15 protein-coding genes are annotated in these 17,157 nt (G+C 64.5%); 6 read left to right on the top strand and 9 right to left on the bottom strand.

Features of this window, described 5'->3' with window-relative positions; all coding sequences use genetic code 11:
* Window positions 1–116 precede the first annotated feature (116 nt).
* Together P9A16_RS00900 and P9A16_RS00905 are read left to right on the top strand one after the other, a co-directional pair.
* On the top strand, window positions 117–1,523 hold the full coding sequence (locus tag P9A16_RS00900) for an aldehyde dehydrogenase family protein (RefSeq protein WP_037408855.1): 1,407 nt from the start codon (window positions 117–119) through the stop codon (window positions 1,521–1,523).
* A 28-nt stretch (window positions 1,524–1,551) separates the two neighbouring features.
* A complete protein-coding gene (locus tag P9A16_RS00905) occupies window positions 1,552–3,531 on the top strand; it encodes a copper amine oxidase (RefSeq protein WP_024271330.1) in 1,980 nt (659 codons plus the stop codon).
* A 187-nt stretch (window positions 3,532–3,718) separates the two neighbouring features.
* Here P9A16_RS00905 and P9A16_RS00910 read toward each other — a convergent pair whose 3' ends face one another.
* On the bottom strand, window positions 3,719–5,095 hold the full coding sequence (locus P9A16_RS00910; protein ID WP_037408823.1) for an FAD-containing oxidoreductase: 1,377 nt from the start codon (window positions 5,093–5,095) through the stop codon (window positions 3,719–3,721).
* Window positions 5,092–5,559, bottom strand: a complete 468-nt coding sequence (locus P9A16_RS00915; RefSeq protein WP_023513436.1) for a hypothetical protein — start codon at window positions 5,557–5,559, stop codon at window positions 5,092–5,094. The genes P9A16_RS00910 and P9A16_RS00915 overlap by 4 nt, the downstream gene beginning before the upstream one ends.
* Window positions 5,560–5,882: 323 nt before the next feature.
* On the opposite strand from P9A16_RS00915, the gene osmF reads away from it, so the two are divergent.
* Genes osmF through P9A16_RS00935 form a run of 4 tightly spaced genes read left to right on the top strand, consistent with a single transcriptional unit; the run spans window position 5,883 to window position 9,682 of the window.
* Window positions 5,883–6,794, top strand: coding sequence for a glycine betaine ABC transporter substrate-binding protein OsmF (gene osmF, locus P9A16_RS00920; protein WP_024271331.1), 912 nt, complete (start codon window positions 5,883–5,885; stop codon window positions 6,792–6,794).
* A 52-nt stretch (window positions 6,795–6,846) separates the two neighbouring features.
* On the top strand, window positions 6,847–8,007 hold the full coding sequence (locus P9A16_RS00925) for an ABC transporter permease (protein ID WP_023514103.1): 1,161 nt from the start codon (window positions 6,847–6,849) through the stop codon (window positions 8,005–8,007).
* Window positions 8,004–8,942, top strand: coding sequence for an ABC transporter ATP-binding protein (locus P9A16_RS00930; protein WP_023514102.1), 939 nt, complete (start codon window positions 8,004–8,006; stop codon window positions 8,940–8,942). The genes P9A16_RS00925 and P9A16_RS00930 overlap by 4 nt, the downstream gene beginning before the upstream one ends.
* Entirely contained in the window at window positions 8,939–9,682 is a 744-nt protein-coding gene (locus P9A16_RS00935; RefSeq protein WP_023514101.1) for an ABC transporter permease, read from the top strand. The genes P9A16_RS00930 and P9A16_RS00935 overlap by 4 nt, the downstream gene beginning before the upstream one ends.
* A 138-nt stretch (window positions 9,683–9,820) precedes the next feature.
* Here the strand turns inward: P9A16_RS00935 and P9A16_RS00940 are convergent, their stop codons facing one another.
* The 7 genes from P9A16_RS00940 to P9A16_RS00970 all read right to left on the bottom strand — a co-directional run bounded on the left by P9A16_RS00940 (window position 9,821) and on the right by P9A16_RS00970 (window position 17,150).
* Entirely contained in the window at window positions 9,821–10,141 is a 321-nt protein-coding gene (locus P9A16_RS00940) for a Dabb family protein (RefSeq protein ID WP_023514100.1), read from the bottom strand.
* 9 nt (window positions 10,142–10,150) lie between these two features.
* Window positions 10,151–11,806, bottom strand: coding sequence for a GMC family oxidoreductase (locus P9A16_RS00945; protein WP_023514099.1), 1,656 nt, complete (start codon window positions 11,804–11,806; stop codon window positions 10,151–10,153).
* 170 nt (window positions 11,807–11,976) lie between these two features.
* The gene (locus tag P9A16_RS00950; RefSeq protein WP_023517143.1) at window positions 11,977–12,756 is read right to left on the bottom strand and encodes a 3-ketoacyl-ACP reductase; all 780 of its coding nucleotides are present in this window, start codon (window positions 12,754–12,756) and stop codon (window positions 11,977–11,979) included.
* On the bottom strand, window positions 12,753–14,261 hold the full coding sequence (locus tag P9A16_RS00955; RefSeq protein WP_023517142.1) for a GMC oxidoreductase: 1,509 nt from the start codon (window positions 14,259–14,261) through the stop codon (window positions 12,753–12,755). Before P9A16_RS00955 ends, P9A16_RS00950 begins: the two co-directional genes overlap by 4 nt.
* 9 nt (window positions 14,262–14,270) lie before the next feature.
* Complete coding sequence (locus P9A16_RS00960; RefSeq protein ID WP_023517141.1) at window positions 14,271–15,386, bottom strand: ABC transporter ATP-binding protein; 1,116 nt, start codon at window positions 15,384–15,386, stop codon at window positions 14,271–14,273.
* A 4-nt stretch (window positions 15,387–15,390) separates the two neighbouring features.
* Window positions 15,391–16,272 carry a carbohydrate ABC transporter permease gene (locus P9A16_RS00965; protein ID WP_024270918.1) on the bottom strand — a complete coding sequence of 294 codons (882 nt, stop codon included), beginning with the start codon at window positions 16,270–16,272 and terminating at the stop codon, window positions 15,391–15,393.
* The gene (locus P9A16_RS00970) at window positions 16,269–17,150 is read right to left on the bottom strand and encodes a carbohydrate ABC transporter permease (protein ID WP_024270917.1); all 882 of its coding nucleotides are present in this window, start codon (window positions 17,148–17,150) and stop codon (window positions 16,269–16,271) included. Before P9A16_RS00970 ends, P9A16_RS00965 begins: the two co-directional genes overlap by 4 nt.
* Window positions 17,151–17,157: the final 7 nt, after the last annotated feature.

Here is a 17,157-nt window from a genome sequence, read left to right on the forward strand (position 1 = left end):
CGCTTTTGTCCAAAAGGCGGGACGGTGCCGTCCAAGTCCGGTGTGCTGCCCCTCTCTAATCTCTGCCACCATATGTGCCCGCCGGAGGAGGCGGGCCGCTCATGGAGGAGGCGGATATGATGGAATTCAAGGCTACCATCGGCGGCAAGCCGGCGCCCGTCGGCGTGGACTTCGCCGTTCTCAACCCGGCGACGGGCCAGGAGGTCGGCCGCGCGCCGAACATGGGTGGGGCGGAGCTGGATGCGGCCGTCTCGGTCGCCAAGGCGGCGTTCGTCTCTTGGTCGGCGCAGAGCGATGCGGCCCTGCAGGCCGCCTGCGCGGCGGTGACGGCCAAGATCGAGGAACATGCCGGCGAGCTTGCCGAGATCATCACGCTGGAGCAGGGCAAGCCGCTCAACGGTCTCGGCTCGCGCTGGGAGGTCGGCGGCGCCGTCGCCTGGGCGGGGTACACGACCGGGCTTTCGTTGCCGGTGCGCGTGCTTCAGGACAACGAGCAGGGCCGGGTGGAGCTCACCCGCAAGCCGCTCGGCGTCGTCGGCTCCATCACGCCGTGGAATTTTCCGGTCATGATCGCCGTCTGGCATATCCTTCCGGCGCTGCGCACGGGCAATACCGTCGTCGTCAAGCCCTCGCCCTATACCCCGCTTTCCACCCTGAGGCTGATCGAGATCATGAATGAGGTGCTGCCGCCGGGCGTCGTCAACGTGGTGACGGGTGACGACCAGGCCTTCAATCTCGGCGCAGCCATGTCGGCGCATCCGGACATCCGCAAGATCGTTTTCACCGGCTCCTGCGCCACCGGCCAGCGGGTCATGCAGTCCGCTGCCGAGACGATGAAGCGCCTGACGCTGGAACTTGGCGGCAACGACGCCGGTATCGTCCTGCCCGATGCGGACCCGGTGTCGATTGCCGAAGGCCTCTTCTGGGGCGCCTTCATCAACAACGGCCAAACCTGCGCGGCGATGAAGCGGCTCTATGTGCACGACACCATCCACGATGCGGTCTGCGAGGCGCTGGTCGCCTATGCGCGAGGCATCAAGGTCGGCGACGGCATGGAGGAGGCGAGCATCCTCGGCCCCATCCAGAATCGCATGCAGTTCGACAAGGTCTCGCGCCTCGTCGCGGATGCGAAGGGGCGAGGCAAGGTGCTGCTCGGGGGAGAGCCGGGCGAGGGCCTGTTTTTCCCGCCGACCCTCATCGCAGGCCTTCGCAACGGCGATGCGCTGGTCGACGAGGAGCAGTTCGGACCGGCTTTGCCGATCATCCGCTATTCCGACGTCGAAGAGGCGATCCGGCTCGCCAACGATAGCCCGAACGGTCTCGGCGGCTCGGTCTGGTCGTCGGATGTCGCGGCCGCCAAGAAGGTTGCGAGCCGGCTCGCCTGCGGCTCCGTCTGGATCAACAAACACGGTGCCATCCAGCCGAATGTGCCCTTCGGCGGCGTGAAAGCCTCGGGCATCGGTGTCGAGTTCGCCGAGGAAGGGCTTGCCGAATACACCGATATCCAGGTGGTCTTTGCCTGAGAGAAACAAACGAAAAGAGGGAACGATCATGAAACTGACGAAACATCTCGCCACGACGGCCCTTGCGTTCGGCCTTGCCGCCGGGGCGGCAGCCGCCCATCCGCTCGACGGGCTGACGGCCGAGGAATACCAGAAGATCAACCAGATCCTGCGCGAGCAGAAGGTGGCGGATGACAATACGCTCTATCCGCTGATCGAACTGAAGGAGCCGGCCAAGGCCGAGGTGCTGGCCTGGAAGGAAGGCGTGGCGCTCGACCGCAAGGCGACGGTCTATTTCACCAGCGCCGACGGGTTCAATGAGGCGGTCGTCAACATCTCGAAGGGCACGGTCGAGAGCAACGGCAAGACAGCAGGCCAGCCGATGGTGCTGTTCACCGAGTTCATGAACGCGCTGGAAGGCGCGCTCGGCCATCCGGACATGATCGCAGGCCTTGCCAAGCGGGGCCTCAAGCCGGAGCAGGCCTTCTGCCTGCCGCTGACGGGCGGCAACTTCTTCACCGAGGAATACAAGAACTCCCGCCTGATGAAGGTGCCGTGCTACCAGGTGCCGGAAGGCTCGAACTTCTATGCGAAGCCGATCGAAGGGCTCTTCGCCATCTACGACATCGGCAAGAAAGAGGTGCAGCGCGTCATCGACACCGGTGTCGTGGAACAGGCGCCGAAGGACAGCTGGGGCTACACGGAGGAGGAGGTCGCCAAGCGCCTACCGCTCCGCCCGGAAATGAAGCCCGTCACGCTCGTGCAGGAAGGCGGTCCGAACTACAAGATCGATGGCAGTCACCTCGAATGGGATATCTGGCGCTTCAACTTCCGCGTCGACAAGCGCCCGGGCCTCGTTCTCTCCAATCTCGATGTCAACGACGACGGCACCTGGCGCTCGGTCATCTACCAGGCGCACCTTTCCGAGGTTTTCGTGCCCTACATGGATCCGACGGAGGGCTGGTACTGGCGCACCTACATGGACAGCGGGGAATATGGTTTCGGCCTCTTCCTCAGCCCGCTGCGCGCCGGTATCGACTGCCCGTCGCACGCTACTTTCCTGCCGGCGACGATCGCCGACGACAAGGGCGCGCCGCTCGTCATTCCGGATGCGATCTGCGTCTTCGAGCGCAACATCGGCGATCCGGCCTGGCGCCATTTCGAGGTTTTCGCGCAGACGCCGGAAAACCCGGTGCCGGCGGAAGGCCGTCCGGCGACGGAACTTGTCGTGCGCACGGCCTCCGAGGTCGGCAACTACGACTATCTCATCGATTATCGCCTGCAGCAGAACGGCCAGGTCAACATCTATGTCGGCGCGACGGGTCTCGATGCGGTGAAGGGCGTTGCCGCGACCTCCATGAAGGACCCGACGGCGAAGGCGGACACCGCCTATGGTACGCTGATCGCGCCGAATCTCGTTGCCGCCAACCATGACCACTACTTCAACTTCCGCATCGATTTCGACGTCGACCAGCCGGTGAACCATTTCTCGACCATGGACATCGTGCCGGCCAAGCTGGATGCGTCGAGCCCGCGCAAGTCGATGTGGACGGTCGAGCACAATATGCCGAAGACCGAAATGGAGGCGCGCTACAAGCTCTCGGCCATGCAGCCGCGCTATTTCCACATCTCCAACCCGTCACGCGAAGGGTATCTCGGCCATGAGCCCGGCTGGATGATCCATCACGGCAGCGTCGCCTATGGTCCCTACGACTATGCCAACGACCCGCCGATGAAGCGCAACGCCTATATCGAATATTCGGTCTGGAACACGGTCTACGACCCGGAACAGCGCTATGCCGGCGGCAAGTTCGCCATGCAGAGCGATGGCTCGGACACGCTCGCCGAATGGGTCAAGAAGGACCAGAACCTGATGGGCAAGGACATCGTCACCTGGTTCTCCGCCGGCTTCCATCACATTCCGCGCATGGAAGACTGGCCGGTCATGTCGACGGAGTGGAAGACCGTGCACATCATGCCGCACAACTTCTTCGCCCATAATCCGGCATTGACGTTGCGCAAGAAGTAAGGACCGATGCCGGCGGGCGATGCCCCTCATCCGCCTGCCGGCACCTTCTCCCCGCAAGCGGGGCGAAGGGGAATGCCGCGCCGGTTTCCCGCCACAGCGGCGTTGTCTGGGAGGGAAACCGCTACCTCCTGCCCCGCTTGCGGGGATAAGGTCGCGGCAGCGGGATGAGGGGCGCTCTCCGCCTCTTTCACTCCACCGGTCGCATGTCCCCGAAAACCGTCGGGATCAGCTCCGAGACGGTCGGATGGATGTGCACGGCATGGGTGATGGCTGTATAGGGCTTGCCGGCATACATCACGTCGAGAATACTCTGCACCGCTTCGTCGCCGCCGGTGCCGAGGATGGAGGCACCGAGGATTTCCTTCGTTTCGGCATCGGCGATCACCTTCATGAAGCCGAGGGTCTCGCCTTTTTCCTTGGCGCGGCCGACGCGGGTCATCGGCCGCGTGCCGATCAGCAGCTTGCGGCCGGTCTTGCGTGCTTCCGTCTCATTCATGCCGGCGCGGCCGAGCGGCGGGTCGATGTAGAGCGCATAGGTCTGGATGCGGTCGCTCACCTTGCGCGGTTCGTTGTCGAGGAGGTTTGCCGCGACGATCTCGAAGTCGTTGTAGGCGGTGTGGGTGAAGGCGCCGCGGCCGTTGCAGTCGCCCATCGCGAAGATGCCGGGCGCACTGGTTTCCAATCGCTCGTCGACGGCGATGTAGCCGCGTTTGTCCGCCGCCACGCCCGCCTTGTCGAGGCCGAGGTCGTCCGTGTTCGGCCGCCTGCCGGTGGCGAGGAGGATATGGGAGCCCAGGATCTCGGGGGTGCCTGCCGTACAATCGACGCCGGCCCCGACGCTGTCGCCGGTTTTGAAGAAGCGGATGCACTCCGCCCCCGTGCGGATGGCGATGCCCTCACGTTCGAGGATGTCGCGCACGGCGGCGCTGATATCCTCGTCCTCCCGGGCGATCAGCCGCGGCCCCTTCTCGATGACCGTCACGTCCGAACCGAAGCGGCGGAACATCTGGGCGAATTCCAGCCCGATATAGCTGCCGCCGACGACGATGAGGTGTTTCGGCACCTCGCCGAGCTCCATCATCGAGACATTGTCGAGATAGGGCACGTCCCGGATACCGGGGAAGTCGGGCACGACAGCCCGTCCGCCGACATTGAGGAAGATCTGTCCGGCGGACAGTAACTCCTCGCCGACGCGAATCTCCGTCGGGCTTTCGAAACGCGCGTGGCCGCGGACGAAGGTGAGGCCCTGCATGCCCGCCAGCCAGTCCTCGTTGCCCTTGCGGGCGTCGAAGCGCACCTTGTCCTTGCGGGCCATCACCCGGGCGAAATCGATGGAGACCTTGCCCGTCACCACGCCGTAATCGGCGCCGCGGCGGGCGAGGTGGGCGGCATAGGCGCTGGCGACCATGGCCTTGGTCGGCATGCAGCCGGTGTTGACGCAGGTGCCGCCCACCAGCTTGCGCTCGATGAGCGCGACCTTCTTGCCAGCGGCCGTCAGCCGGCCGGCGAGCGACGGACCGGCTTGCCCGGCGCCGATGATGATGGCGTCGAACGTGCGCATCAGGCGACCGATGAGACGACAAAGAGGCCGAGCAGCACGGCGACGGCGTCTTCCAGCAGCGCGATGGGAAGGTCCTTGCCGCCGGTGGCTGCGACGAGACGCTTGCGGGCTTCATAGCCGCCGAGCGTACCGATGATCGCACCAAGTATGCCGGCGGCGAGGCCGCCGATCATCGATCCGCCAACGGTGCCAAGGGCTGCGCCGCAGAAGCCGCCACTGACGATGCGCGCGCCGAACTGCTGCGGCACCTTGCGGCTCGGTGTGCCCGGCAACTGGTCGGTGACGAATTCGACGACGGCGAGGGCGCCGAAAATGTAGGGCGTGAAACGATAGGCCAGAAAACCGGCCCAGGTGCCGGAGACGGGAAGCCAGCCGAGCGCGGCCCCGATGCTGACGGCGGCCGGCGCCGTCATTGCACGCAGCCCCGCCACGATACCGATCAGCAATGCAAGAATGTAAATGCTCATTGTCCCTCACATATCTGCGCCGGACATCGGCCCGGGATGGTTTCCCGGCAAGGGTGAAATGCAGTATCGGAAAATGAGGCGGGCCAAGGGGAGAGTGTCGGATGCGACCGGGAATTGCAATGCGTTTCTGTTGCAAAAGGCTGTCGCTTCGCGCAATCTTGAAAGCGCTTTGAGCGCGGCAACAAACGGCATGTCCCGCCGGTGTTGCGCAGTCTATTTTTCGCGATTGTCTGCCATATATGAAATGCTTTGCCGGGACTGGCTTTCCCAAACGTGGTGAAAATGCCGCCATGGCTTCCCGCACAGAACGAAAGGGTTATCTCATGCGTCCAGTCGTCAAATTCCTCGGAGCAGCTCTGGCCCTCGGGCTTGCAACCGGCGCTGCTCAGGCCCAGGTCGTCGTCTCCTCGAAGATCGACACCGAAGGCGGCGTGCTTGGCAACATCATCCTCTCGGTGCTGAATGCCAACGGCATTGAGACGACGGACCGTGTGCAGCTCGGCGCGACACCGGTCGTGCGCCAGGCGATCATCGCGGGCGAGATCGACATCTATCCGGAATATACCGGCAACGCCGCCTTCTTCTTCGAAAAGGCCGAGGATCCGGCCTGGAAGGATGCGGCCAAGGCCTATGAGCTGGCCAAGACGCTTGATTTCGATGCCAACAAGATCGTCTGGCTGACGCCGTCCCCGGCCAACAACACCTGGGCGATTGCCCTGCGCAAGGATGTCGCCGAGCCGAACAAACTGGTGACGCTGAGCGATTTCGGCAAATATGTCGCTGGCGGCGGTGAGGTGGTGCTTGCGGCTTCCTCCGAATTCGTTAACTCGGCCGCGGCCCTGCCGGCTTTCCAGACGACCTACAGCTTCACCCTGAAGCCCGAGCAGCTCATCACGCTTTCCGGCGGCGATACGGCCGCGACGATCGCGGCCGCTGCCAACCAGACGAACGGTGCAAATGCCGCCATGGTCTATGGCACGGACGGCGGTATCGCGCCGTCGGGCCTTGTGGTTCTTGCGGACGACAAGGGCGTGCAGCCGGTCTACCAGCCGGCGCCGATCATCCGCGAGGCGGTGCTGAAGGCCAATCCGCAGATCGAGGAAATCCTGAAGCCCGTCTTCGAAAAGCTTGATCTCGTCACGCTGCAGGATCTCAATGGCCGCGTCCAGGTTGGCGGTGAGCCGGCCAAGGCCGTTGCCGAGGACTTCCTGAAGAAGAACGGCTTCATCAAGTAAGGCGCGTTTGTCCTCCGCTCTCAAAGCGGAGGACCTCCCTCGAAAGGTGTTCATGACGTTCCGGATCGACAAGCTCGGCGTGGTGATCGCCGCATTGCTGGCCTATGGCGCCTTTCTGGCGCCCTTCGCCAGTTTCCGGGCCAACCGCATCGTGCCCGGCGAGGCAAAGGGCATTCTGGAGGCCCTTCCCGAGGCACTCGGTGTGACGCCGCTCGGTTTTGTCGCCAGTGCGATCGTTGTCGTCGCGCTGAAGACGCCGACGGTCTTCCGGCTGCTGCTGGGACTTGCCGCCCTGCTGGTGCTCGCCATCCTCGTCGGCCTTTCCGCCGGTCATCTCACGCCGCCGGAAAACACCTATGCCCGCGTCTCGCCGGCCTCCGGCTTCTGGCTGCTGAGCTTTGCCTTTGCGCTTTTGACGGCCGATGCGCTGGCCCGGCTCCGGCTGTCGCCGCTCGCCCGGGTGGCGCTGCTTGCCGCCGTCGCCGCGGCTGCCGCGGGACTTCTGATTTCAGGCGTATGGGACGGGCTGTCGATCCTCAAGGAATATGGCAGCCGGGCCGACAGCTTCTGGCTGGAGGCGGGCCGCCATGTTGTCCTGGCGCTCGGCTCGCTCGTCGCGGCAACGCTCGTCGGTCTGCCGCTCGGCATTCTCTGCCACCGGGTGGAGGCGTTGCGCGCCGGCGTTCTCAACGTGCTCAACATCATCCAGACGATTCCCTCGATCGCGCTTTTCGGTCTTCTGATCGCGCCGCTGGGTTGGGTCGCCCTTCATGTGCCGGGGGCAGCGGCGCTCGGCATTCGCGGCATCGGGGCCGCGCCGGCCTTCATCGCGCTCTTCCTTTATTCACTGCTGCCGGTCGTTGCCAACACGGTGGTCGGGCTTGCCGGCGTGCCGCGTGACGCGAACGATGCCGCCCGCGGCATCGGTATGACGGACGGCCAGCGCCTCTTCCGCATCGAGCTGCCGCTCGCCTTCCCGGTCATCCTGACCGGCATCCGCATCGTTCTGGTGCAGAATATCGGTCTTGCGACCATCGCGGCGCTCATCGGCGGGGGCGGCTTCGGCGTCTTCGTCTTCCAGGGGATCGGCCAGACGGCGATGGATCTCGTGCTGCTCGGCGCGGTGCCGACCGTGGCCCTCGCCTTCGCCGCGGCGATCGTCCTCGACGCCGCAACGGAACTTTCCAGCAGACAATTCGGCAGGACCGCATGATCGAGATCGACAGCATCACCAAGCGCTATGGCGAAACCGCGGTCGTCGACAATGTTTCCATGACGATAGCGCCGCATACGATCACCGTCATCGTCGGCACATCCGGTTCCGGCAAGACGACGCTGATGCGCATGATCAACCGTCTCGTCGAGCCGACCTCCGGCACGATCCTGATCGACGGCGCCGACAACCGCTCCATTCCCGGCCACGAGTTGCGCCGCCGCATCGGCTATGCCATCCAGGGGCACGGCCTCTTCCCGCACCGCACCGTTGCGGAGAACATCGCCACGGTGCCGACCCTGCTCGGCTGGGAGAAACCGCGCATCGCGGCGAAGGTGAAGGAACTGCTGTCGCTGTTCCAGCTCGATCCCGCCGCCTTCGGCCCGCGTTATCCGCATGAACTGTCCGGCGGCCAGCAGCAGCGCGTCGGCGTCGCCCGGGCGCTCGCCGCCGAGCCGAACATCCTCCTGATGGACGAGCCGTTTGGCGCGCTCGACCCCGTTATCCGGGCCAAGGCGCAGGATGATCTCTTGGCGATCCAGAAGCATTTCGGCACGACCATCGTGCTTGTCACCCACGATATGGAGGAAGCCTTCCATCTCGCCGACCGCATTGCCGTCATGGACAAGGGCAGGATCGCGCAATATGCGGCGCCGGAGGAGATGCTGGTGAACCCGGCGACGGAATTTGTCGAGACGTTGATCGGCGCCGACGAGCGGCCATTCCGGCTCCTGTCGATCGGGGCTGTCGCAGACGCGGCCGAGGCCGGCGAGGCGGAGGGCGAGCCGATTTCCGCTGCAGCCAGCCAGCGCGACGCGCTGTCTGCCCTGCTCTGGTCCGGTCGACCGGCCCTGCCGGTCGTTGGCGCTGATGGTGTCCGGCTTGGCCGCGTCACACTTGCCGGCCTTGCCCGCCGTGCGGCGAGGCCGCAATGAAGGGGTATCTTCCCAATCTCCTGCGGCTGGCGGCGCTTGTCGTTCTCATCGCCTTTCTCGTGCATCCGCTGCTTTTCGATCCGTTGCTGAAGCCGCTGGTGCAGACCAATGCGCCGGCCATCTACAATCAGGGCAGCCTGCTGTCGCTGACGCTGTCGCACCTCGCCACGGTCTTCATCGCGACGCTTGCCGCGACCGTCGTTGCCGTTGGGCTTGCCATCCTCGTCACAAGGCCGATCGGCGCGGAATTCCTGCCCCTGTCGCGCAGCCTCGTGAATATCGGCCAGACCTTCCCGCCCGTCGCCGTGCTGGCGCTCGCCGTGCCTGCCGTTGGCTTTGGGGAAAAACCGACGCTGATCGCGCTCTTTCTTTACGGCCTGTTGCCGATCTTCGAAAATGCCATGACCGGCCTTTCGACCCTGCCACCCGCCATCATGGAGGCGGCGCGCGGTACGGGTATGACCGCCTGGCAACGTCTCACCCGGGTTGAGCTACCGCTGGCACTGCCGGTCATCCTCGCTGGCATCCGCCTTTCCGTCGTCATCAGCCTCGCCACCGCGACCATCGGCTCCACGGTCGCGGCGAAGACGCTCGGCGAGGTCATTATCGCTGGGCTGCAATCCAACAACCTTGCCTTCGTGCTGCAGGGTGGTCTCGTCGTCGCCGTGCTGGCGGTGCTGATCTACGATGCCTTTTCGGCCATCGAACGCGTGCTGTCGCGCCGGGCGGGGCGCGCCTGACGCAAGGCCGGTAAAGGTAGGAGGACGCGCCGACAGGATCGTGCGGTGCGGCGCCATCACTTAAGCTGGCTCCCCGCGATTCAGCTCACGGATTTCTCACATCCATCGCAGAACGCGGCACAGGCGGGCAGAAACGCCCTAGCGATCGCCGGTTTCGAGATCGTAGACGAGGATACCCTTGATGCCGCCTTCCGCCGCCGCGACGAGGCGGGCGCCGGTCTCCTTGTGCTCCGTGTCTTCCAGATAGGCGTCGCGGGAAAAACTGTCGGCGAAATCGACGATGAAACCGTCGGCAAAGCCCTTGTCCATGCCCTCTTCCGGGCTGACATTCGTGCCGATATGCACGGCGAGCATGCCGGGCAGGCGGTCCTTCAGGGCGTCGATCTCGTTGAAGAGTTCGGCCTTGTAGGCGGCTGATATCGTCGGCTTGAAGTGGATGAAAACGCAGTGGCGGATCATGGCTGCCCCCTATCGGATGTTGGCGCGGGCACGCGGGCGCGCGTCGTTGCGTTCATATTGAAAAACCTGGGCCGGCAGTGCCGGCAGGCCACGGATGATGTCGGCGCCCTTCTCCCCCACCATGATTGTCGGCGCATTGGTGTTGCAGGAGGGAACGCGCGGCATGACGGAACTGTCGCAGATGCGCAGGCCTTCAAGACCATGCACCTTCAAATCGAGCCCGACGACGGCATCCGCGCCCGTGCCCATCTTGCAGGTGCCGACGGGGTGGTGGTCCGTCTTGGCATTGGCGCAGCCGTAGTTGAAGAGGTCTTCGTCGGTCATGACCTTCGGCCCCGGCAGGCGCTCGGCCATCACATAGGGTTTCAGCGCGGCCTGCTGCATGATCTCGCGGGCGATCTTCAGCCCCTCGATCGACATTTTCCGGTCGTGCGGGTCGTCCCAGTAGTTCGGGTCGATCAGCGGCGCGGCCGAGGGATCGGCGACGGCAAGACGCACCGTGCCCTTGGAGCGGGGGTGCAGATAGGCTGAATTCAGCGTCACGCCGGCATTCTTCAGCTTTTCGACGCCTGCCTCGATGCCGGAGCCGAGGCCAAGATGGAACTGGATGTCCGGTGAGCGCGCATCGGGATCGGCATACCAGAAACCGCCCGTCTCGAAGAGCGAGGAGGCGACGGGGCCGGAGCGGAAGAGCACATATTGCAGGCCGGCCCAGAGCGTGCGGTGCAGCTTCGCGACGCCGTCATAGGTGTGGTCTCCGGTGCATTCGGAGATGACGAAGAGGTCGAGATGGTCCTGCAGGTTCGAACCGACGCCCGGCAGGTCGTGCTTGACCGCAACGCCGACGGATTTCAGGTGATCCGCTGGGCCGATGCCGGATTGCTGGAGCAGCTTTGGCGAGCCGATGGCGCCGGAGGAGACCAGCACCTCGCGCTCCGCCCGGATCGTCTCGACACCGCTTGCCGTCACCACCTCGACGCCGACGGCACGGGACCCTTCCAGCACGATGCGGGCGACGCGGGCGCCGGTGCGGATGGTGAGGTTCTTGCGATCCTTGATCGGGGAAAGGTAGGAGAGCGAGGCGGAGGAGCGGCGGCGGTTTCTTTGCGTCAACTGGTAGAAGCCGACGCCGGCCTGCTGGCGGCCGTTGAAATCGTGGTTGTAGGGAATGCCGAGTTCCTGGCCGGCGCGGATATAGGCGTCGCAGATCGGCAGCGCCGAGACCGGCATGGAGACGCCGAGCGGGCCGCCATAGGAATGGTAGTCGTCGGCAAAACGCTGGTTGTCCTCGGCGCGCTTGAAGTAGGGCAGGATTTCCCGGTAGCTCCAGCCCTCGCAGCCGTCCTCGCTTGCCCAGAGGTCGTAATCGGCCGCATTGCCGCGGGTATAGAGCTGGGCGTTGATGGAGGAGCCGCCGCCGATGACCTTCGCCTGCGTGTAGCGCAGCACGCGGCCCTTCATGTGTTTCTGCGGCACGGTCTCCCAGCCCCAGCTTGCGACGCCCTTGGTCATCTTGGCGAAGCCGGCGGGCATGTGGAACAGCGGGTTCCAGTCGCCGCCGCCGGCCTCCAGCAGCAGCACGCGCACGCCCGGGTCTTCCGAAAGCCGGTTCGCCAGCACGCAGCCGGCCGGTCCCGCGCCGGTGATGATGTAATCGTAGGTCATACCTTGGTCCTCAGAATGGTTCGGTGCCGCTACGGGTGGAGTTGTCCCTCATCCGCCTGCCGGCACCTTCTCCCCGCAAGCGGGGCGAAGGGATTTGCCGTGCCCTCTCGTCTCCCTCGCCCCGCTTGCGGGGAGAGGGCGGGGTGAGGGGCAACCCCGGGGGGTGACGTTCACAGCCGGCCGATCGACAGCCCGCCGTCGAGATTGATCACCGAGCCGGTGGCGAAGGCGAATTTTCCGGTCGCCAGCGCTGTGGCGACGGCGCCGATGTCTTCGGGCTCGCCCCAGCGCTTCATAGGCACGAGGCCGCCCGCGATAAGGGTGTCGTATTTCGCCGAAACGCCGGCCGTCATGTCGGAGCGGATGATGCCGGGGCGGATCTCGAAGACGGAAATGCCGGTTTCCGCCAGCCGCAGCGCCAGCCCCTGGCTGAAGGCGGCAAGACCCGCCTTGGTCATGCAATAGTCGAGCCGTTCGGGCGAGGTGAGGTCGGCGGAGACGGAGGTGATGTTGATGATCGCGCGCGGGCCGGCGGCCTGTTTGGAGTACAGCATCGCCTTCAGCACGGCCTGGGTGAAGAACACGGTGCCGCGCAGGTTGGTGGCGACGATCGTGTCGAAATGTTCGGGGGCGAGGTCGAGGAAATCGCCGCGCACGACCGAGGCGATGCCGGCATTGTTGACAAGGCAGCCGATGGCGCCGAGTTGATCTTCTATGGCCGAGACTGTGGCCGCGTGGCCTGAGAGATCGGCAAGGTCTGCCTTGAGATAAACGGCCTTTGCGCCGAAGGTGGAAAAATCGGCGAGCATGGCGTCGGTCGCGGCATCGCTATCCCCGATGCCTGTTATGGCGATGTCGAAACCGTCGGCCGCAAGCGCCCTGGCGATGCCGAGGCCGATGCCGCGGCGGCCGCCGGTGACGATGGCGACGGGACGTGCTGAGGTCGTCATGCGGCAAGATCCCTCGATTGGATGTGATCGGCGACGCGCAGCGCCTGGGCGGCGACGGACAGGGCCGGGTTCACCGCGGCGGATGTCGGCAGGTAGGAGGCGTCGACCACGAAGAGGTTCGGGTGGTCATGGGCGCGGCACCAGATGTCGAGCGGCGCGGTCGCCGGGTCGTTGCCGATGCGCACGGTGCCGCATTGGTGCGAGGGCGTGCGCTTGTCGAAGGCGCGGGCAAGCACGATCGGGAAACCGGCCTTCTTCAGGGCGGTTTTCAGCTTGGTCACGAGATCGAGATGAGCCTGCCAGTTGGTGCGCGTCCATTTCATGACGATCCGGTCGTGATCGACCAGGATGCGGCTTTCGGGATGTGGCAGGTCCTCGCTCATGGCGTAGAAATCGATGGCGCGGGCCGCCACCTGTTCCAGCAGCCATTCCGGCACGGAGGGCATGTTGGCCTTCAGGATCTTTCCCGAGACGCGGCCGAGAAGCTGCACATTGCCGAGCGGCGGGCCGCCGTTGCCGTCCGAGAGATAGTAGTCGTTGAAGCCGAAACTCTTCTGGTAGACGGAGGTGTTCCTGTAGAACGGCGAGAGGCCGATCACGGCGCTCGAATTGTGGTTCATGAAGTTGCGGCCGACCTGGTCGGAGCTGTTGGCGAGCCCCTTCGGGAAGGCTTCCGAGGCCGAGCGCAGCAGAAGCACCGCGGATTGCACCGCGCCGGCCGAGAGGATGACCAGTTTCGGTGAAACGCTCTCCGCCTCGCCGCCGCGCTGATAGTGCACGGTCGCGATAGTGCGGCCGTGCGGGGCTGTGGCGAGCCGCGTCACCCTGCAATTGGTGCGCAGTTCGACATTTTTATGTTTCAGCGCTTCAGCGAGCGCCGTGCTCTCGGCATCCATCTTGCCGTCGTTTGCATTCGGATGCGCGTCCCAAGGCGTCTTCGCCTTGGCGAGCCAGCGGTCGATATCGACACCGAGCGGCAGCGAATAGGGATGCAGGCCGTTCGCCTTCATTTTCGCGCGTACTCTGGCGATGGCGGGCTCGTCTGGCACCGGCGGGAAGGGGTAGGGCGCGGAATGGTGCGGCTCGGTCGGGTCGTCGCCGAGCGTGCCGCGGACATTGTAGAGTTTTTCCGCGGCCGAGTACCACGGCTCCAGCGTCTCATAGGGGAAGGGCCAGGCGGGGGAGACGCCGTCGCGGTGGCGCATTTCCTCGAAATCCTCACGGCGGTAGCGCACCAGCACCGCACCGTAGAATTTCGAATTGCCGCCGACATTGTAGTAGTTGCCGGGGTTGAAGGCGGTGCCGTCAGCCTCGTACCACATCTCCTTCGGGCGGAAATGGCCGCGCTGGAAGATGGCGCGCTGGTCGCGGTTTTCCGGGCGGTCGGGCAGGTGATCGCCCGCTTCGAGGATGACGATCCTAGCACCCGTCGGGGCAAGTGCGGCGGCCATGGTGGAGCCGCCGATGCCCGATCCGATGATGACGATGTCCGGCTGCGTGGTCATTGAAAAATCTCAGGCGATGCGAAGCTGGCTTGCGGGGTCGAAGAACACGGCCTTGTCGAGGTTGAAGGCAAGGCGCGCCATCTGGCCGGCGGCGATGCGCACGTCGGCGCGTAGGCGCGCGACGATCTCCTTGCCGCCGAGATGGGTGACGGCGAAGGTGTCGGCACCGGCGGGCTCCACCACCTCGATCAGGCAATCGCCTTCCGCGACGGTGCGGGCGTTGCGGTCCGCGCCATCCGGGTCGGTCAGCGCCTCCGGGCGGATGCCGAAGATCACGTCCTTGCCGTTATAGGCCGAAAGGCTGCCGGGGGCGTTGGGGACGGAGAGCACCAGCGGCTCCGCCTGATGGCGGGCGAGCGAGACGGCCATGCCCGAACCGTTGGTCTCGACCTTGGCCTTGAGCAGGTTCATGGCGGGCGATCCCATGAAATCGGCAACGAAGGTGTTGGCCGGGTTGTTGTAGATTTCCGCAGGCGAGCCGAATTGCTGGAGCACGCCGTCCTTCAGCACGGCGATCTTGGTGGCGAGCGTCATCGCCTCGATCTGGTCGTGCGTCACATAGACGATGGTGGTCTTCATGCGCTGGTGCAGGCGCTTGATTTCCGTGCGCATGTCGACGCGCAGCTTGGCGTCGAGGTTCGACAGCGGCTCGTCGAACAGGAAGAGTTTCGGGTCGCGCACCAGCGCGCGGCCCATGGCGACGCGCTGGCGCTGGCCGCCGGAGAGCTGGCCGGGCTTGCGCTCCAGGAGATGGCCGATCTGCAGCATGTCGGCGACCTGCTTGATCGCCTTGTCGCGTTCTTCCTTCGGCACGCCGCGGATTTCCATGCCGAAGGCGATGTTCCCGGCAACGGTCATGTTCGGGTAGAGCGCGTAGGACTGGAACACCATGGCGATGTCGCGCTTGGACGGGTGCAGGCCAGAGACCGAGCGGCCGTCGATGGCGATATCGCCCGAGGTGATCGGTTCGAGCCCGGCGATCGTGTTGAGCAGCGTGGACTTGCCGCAGCCGGAGGGGCCGACGAGCACGAGGAAGCCGCCCTGTTCGATCTCGATGTTGATATCCTTCAGGATTTCGAGCGAACCGTAGGATTTGCGCAGGCTGCTGATTTTCAAGAAAGACATGGCGTTATCCTTTCACGGCGCCGGACATCAGGCCGCGCACGAAGTACCGTCCGGAGACGATGTAGACGATGAGGGTGGGGAGCGCGGCGAGGATCGCGCCGGCAAAGTGTACGTTGTATTCCTTCACGCCCGTCGAGGACTGGACGAGGTTGTTGAGCGCCACGGTCATCGGCGTCGTCGAAGCGCCCGAGAAGGACGCACCGAACAGGAAGTCGTTCCAGATATTGGTGAACTGCCAGATGACCGAGACGACAATGATCGGGCCGGAGGACGGCAGCAGGATGCGATAAAAAATCTGGAAGAAGCTTGCGCCGTCGATCTGCGCCGCGCGCACCAGCTCGGTCGGGAAGTTTTCGTAGTAGTTGCGGAAATAGAGCGTCGTGAAGCCGATGCCGTAGACGACATGGACGAGGATCAGCCCCCAGAGCGAGCCGGCAAGCCCGAGCGCGCCCAGAATGCGCGCCATCGGGATCAGCACGATCTGGAACGGGATGAAGCAGGAGAGCAGCAGCAGGCCGAAGAAGACGTTCGAGCCCTTGAACTGCCACTTGGTCAAGACATAGCCGTTCAGCGCGCCGATGACGGTGGAGATGGCGACGGCCGGCACGACCATCAGGATCGAGTTGATGAAGAAGGGGCGAAGGCCGGTCGGCTGCACGCCGATCTGCGCGGTCGACCAGGCCTGCAGCCAGGGCTCGATGGTCCAGGCCTGCGGCAGGTTCAGCATGCCGCCCTGGCGGATTTCCTCCAGCGGCTTCAGCGAATTGACCAGCATTACGTAGAGCGGCAGCAGGTAGTAGACCGCAAAGAGGATGAGCGCGGAATAGATGAGGGCGCGCGTCAGCTTGTTGTGCGAGATGACGTTGTCGGGATTTTGAGCGCTCATCGGCCTTTGCCTCCGCGGATTTCGGAATAGAGGTAGGGGATGATGATCGAGAAGATCATGACCAGCATGATGATCGCCGAGGACGCACCGATGCCCATCTGGTTGCGGGTGAAGGTGTAGGAATACATGAAGGTCGCCGGCAGTTCGGTCGCCTGGCCGGGGCCGCCGCCCGTCAAGGCCACCACAAGATCGTATGCCTTGATGGCGAGGTGGGCGAGCACGACGAAGGCGGAGAGGAACACCGGGCGCATCAGCGGAATGATGATGCGGCGGTAGATGGTCGAGGTCGAGGCGCCGTCGATCTGCGCCGCCTTGATGATCTCGTTGTCGACGCCGCGAAGGCCGGCGAGGAACATCGCCATGACGAAGCCGGAGGATTGCCAGACGGCGGCGATCACCACGCAGTAGATCGCGTAGTTGCGGTCCTTGATCCAGCTGAAGGCGAAGCTTTCCCAGCCCCAGAGGTGCATGGTGTTCTCAAGCCCGATGCCGGGATCGAGGAACCACTTCCAGGCGGTGCCCGTGACGATGAAGGAAAGCGCCATCGGGTAAAGATAGATCGGCCGCAAAATGCCTTCGGCGCGGATCTTCTGGTCGAGCAGGATGGCGAGGCCGAGGCCCAGCACCGAGCAGATGACGATGTAGAGTGAAGCGAAGATCGCCAGATTGGAGATCGCCCGCCACCAGTGCGGCAGCGCCCAGAGTTTGGAATAGTTGCTGAGCCCTACGAAATTGTAGGAGGGCAGCATCTTGCTGTCCGTCAGGGACAAAAAGCCCGTATAGGCGATGAAGCCGTAGACGAAGACGAGCACGATGAGGAAACTGGGGGCTAGCACGAGCTTCGGCAAAAGCTCCTGCAGCCGGCTTCGGCTATCCATGGTCGAT

Source organism: Shinella sp. 838 (genome assembly GCF_029623935.1).
In the GTDB taxonomy this organism is placed as follows: Bacteria; Pseudomonadota; Alphaproteobacteria; order Rhizobiales; family Rhizobiaceae; genus Shinella.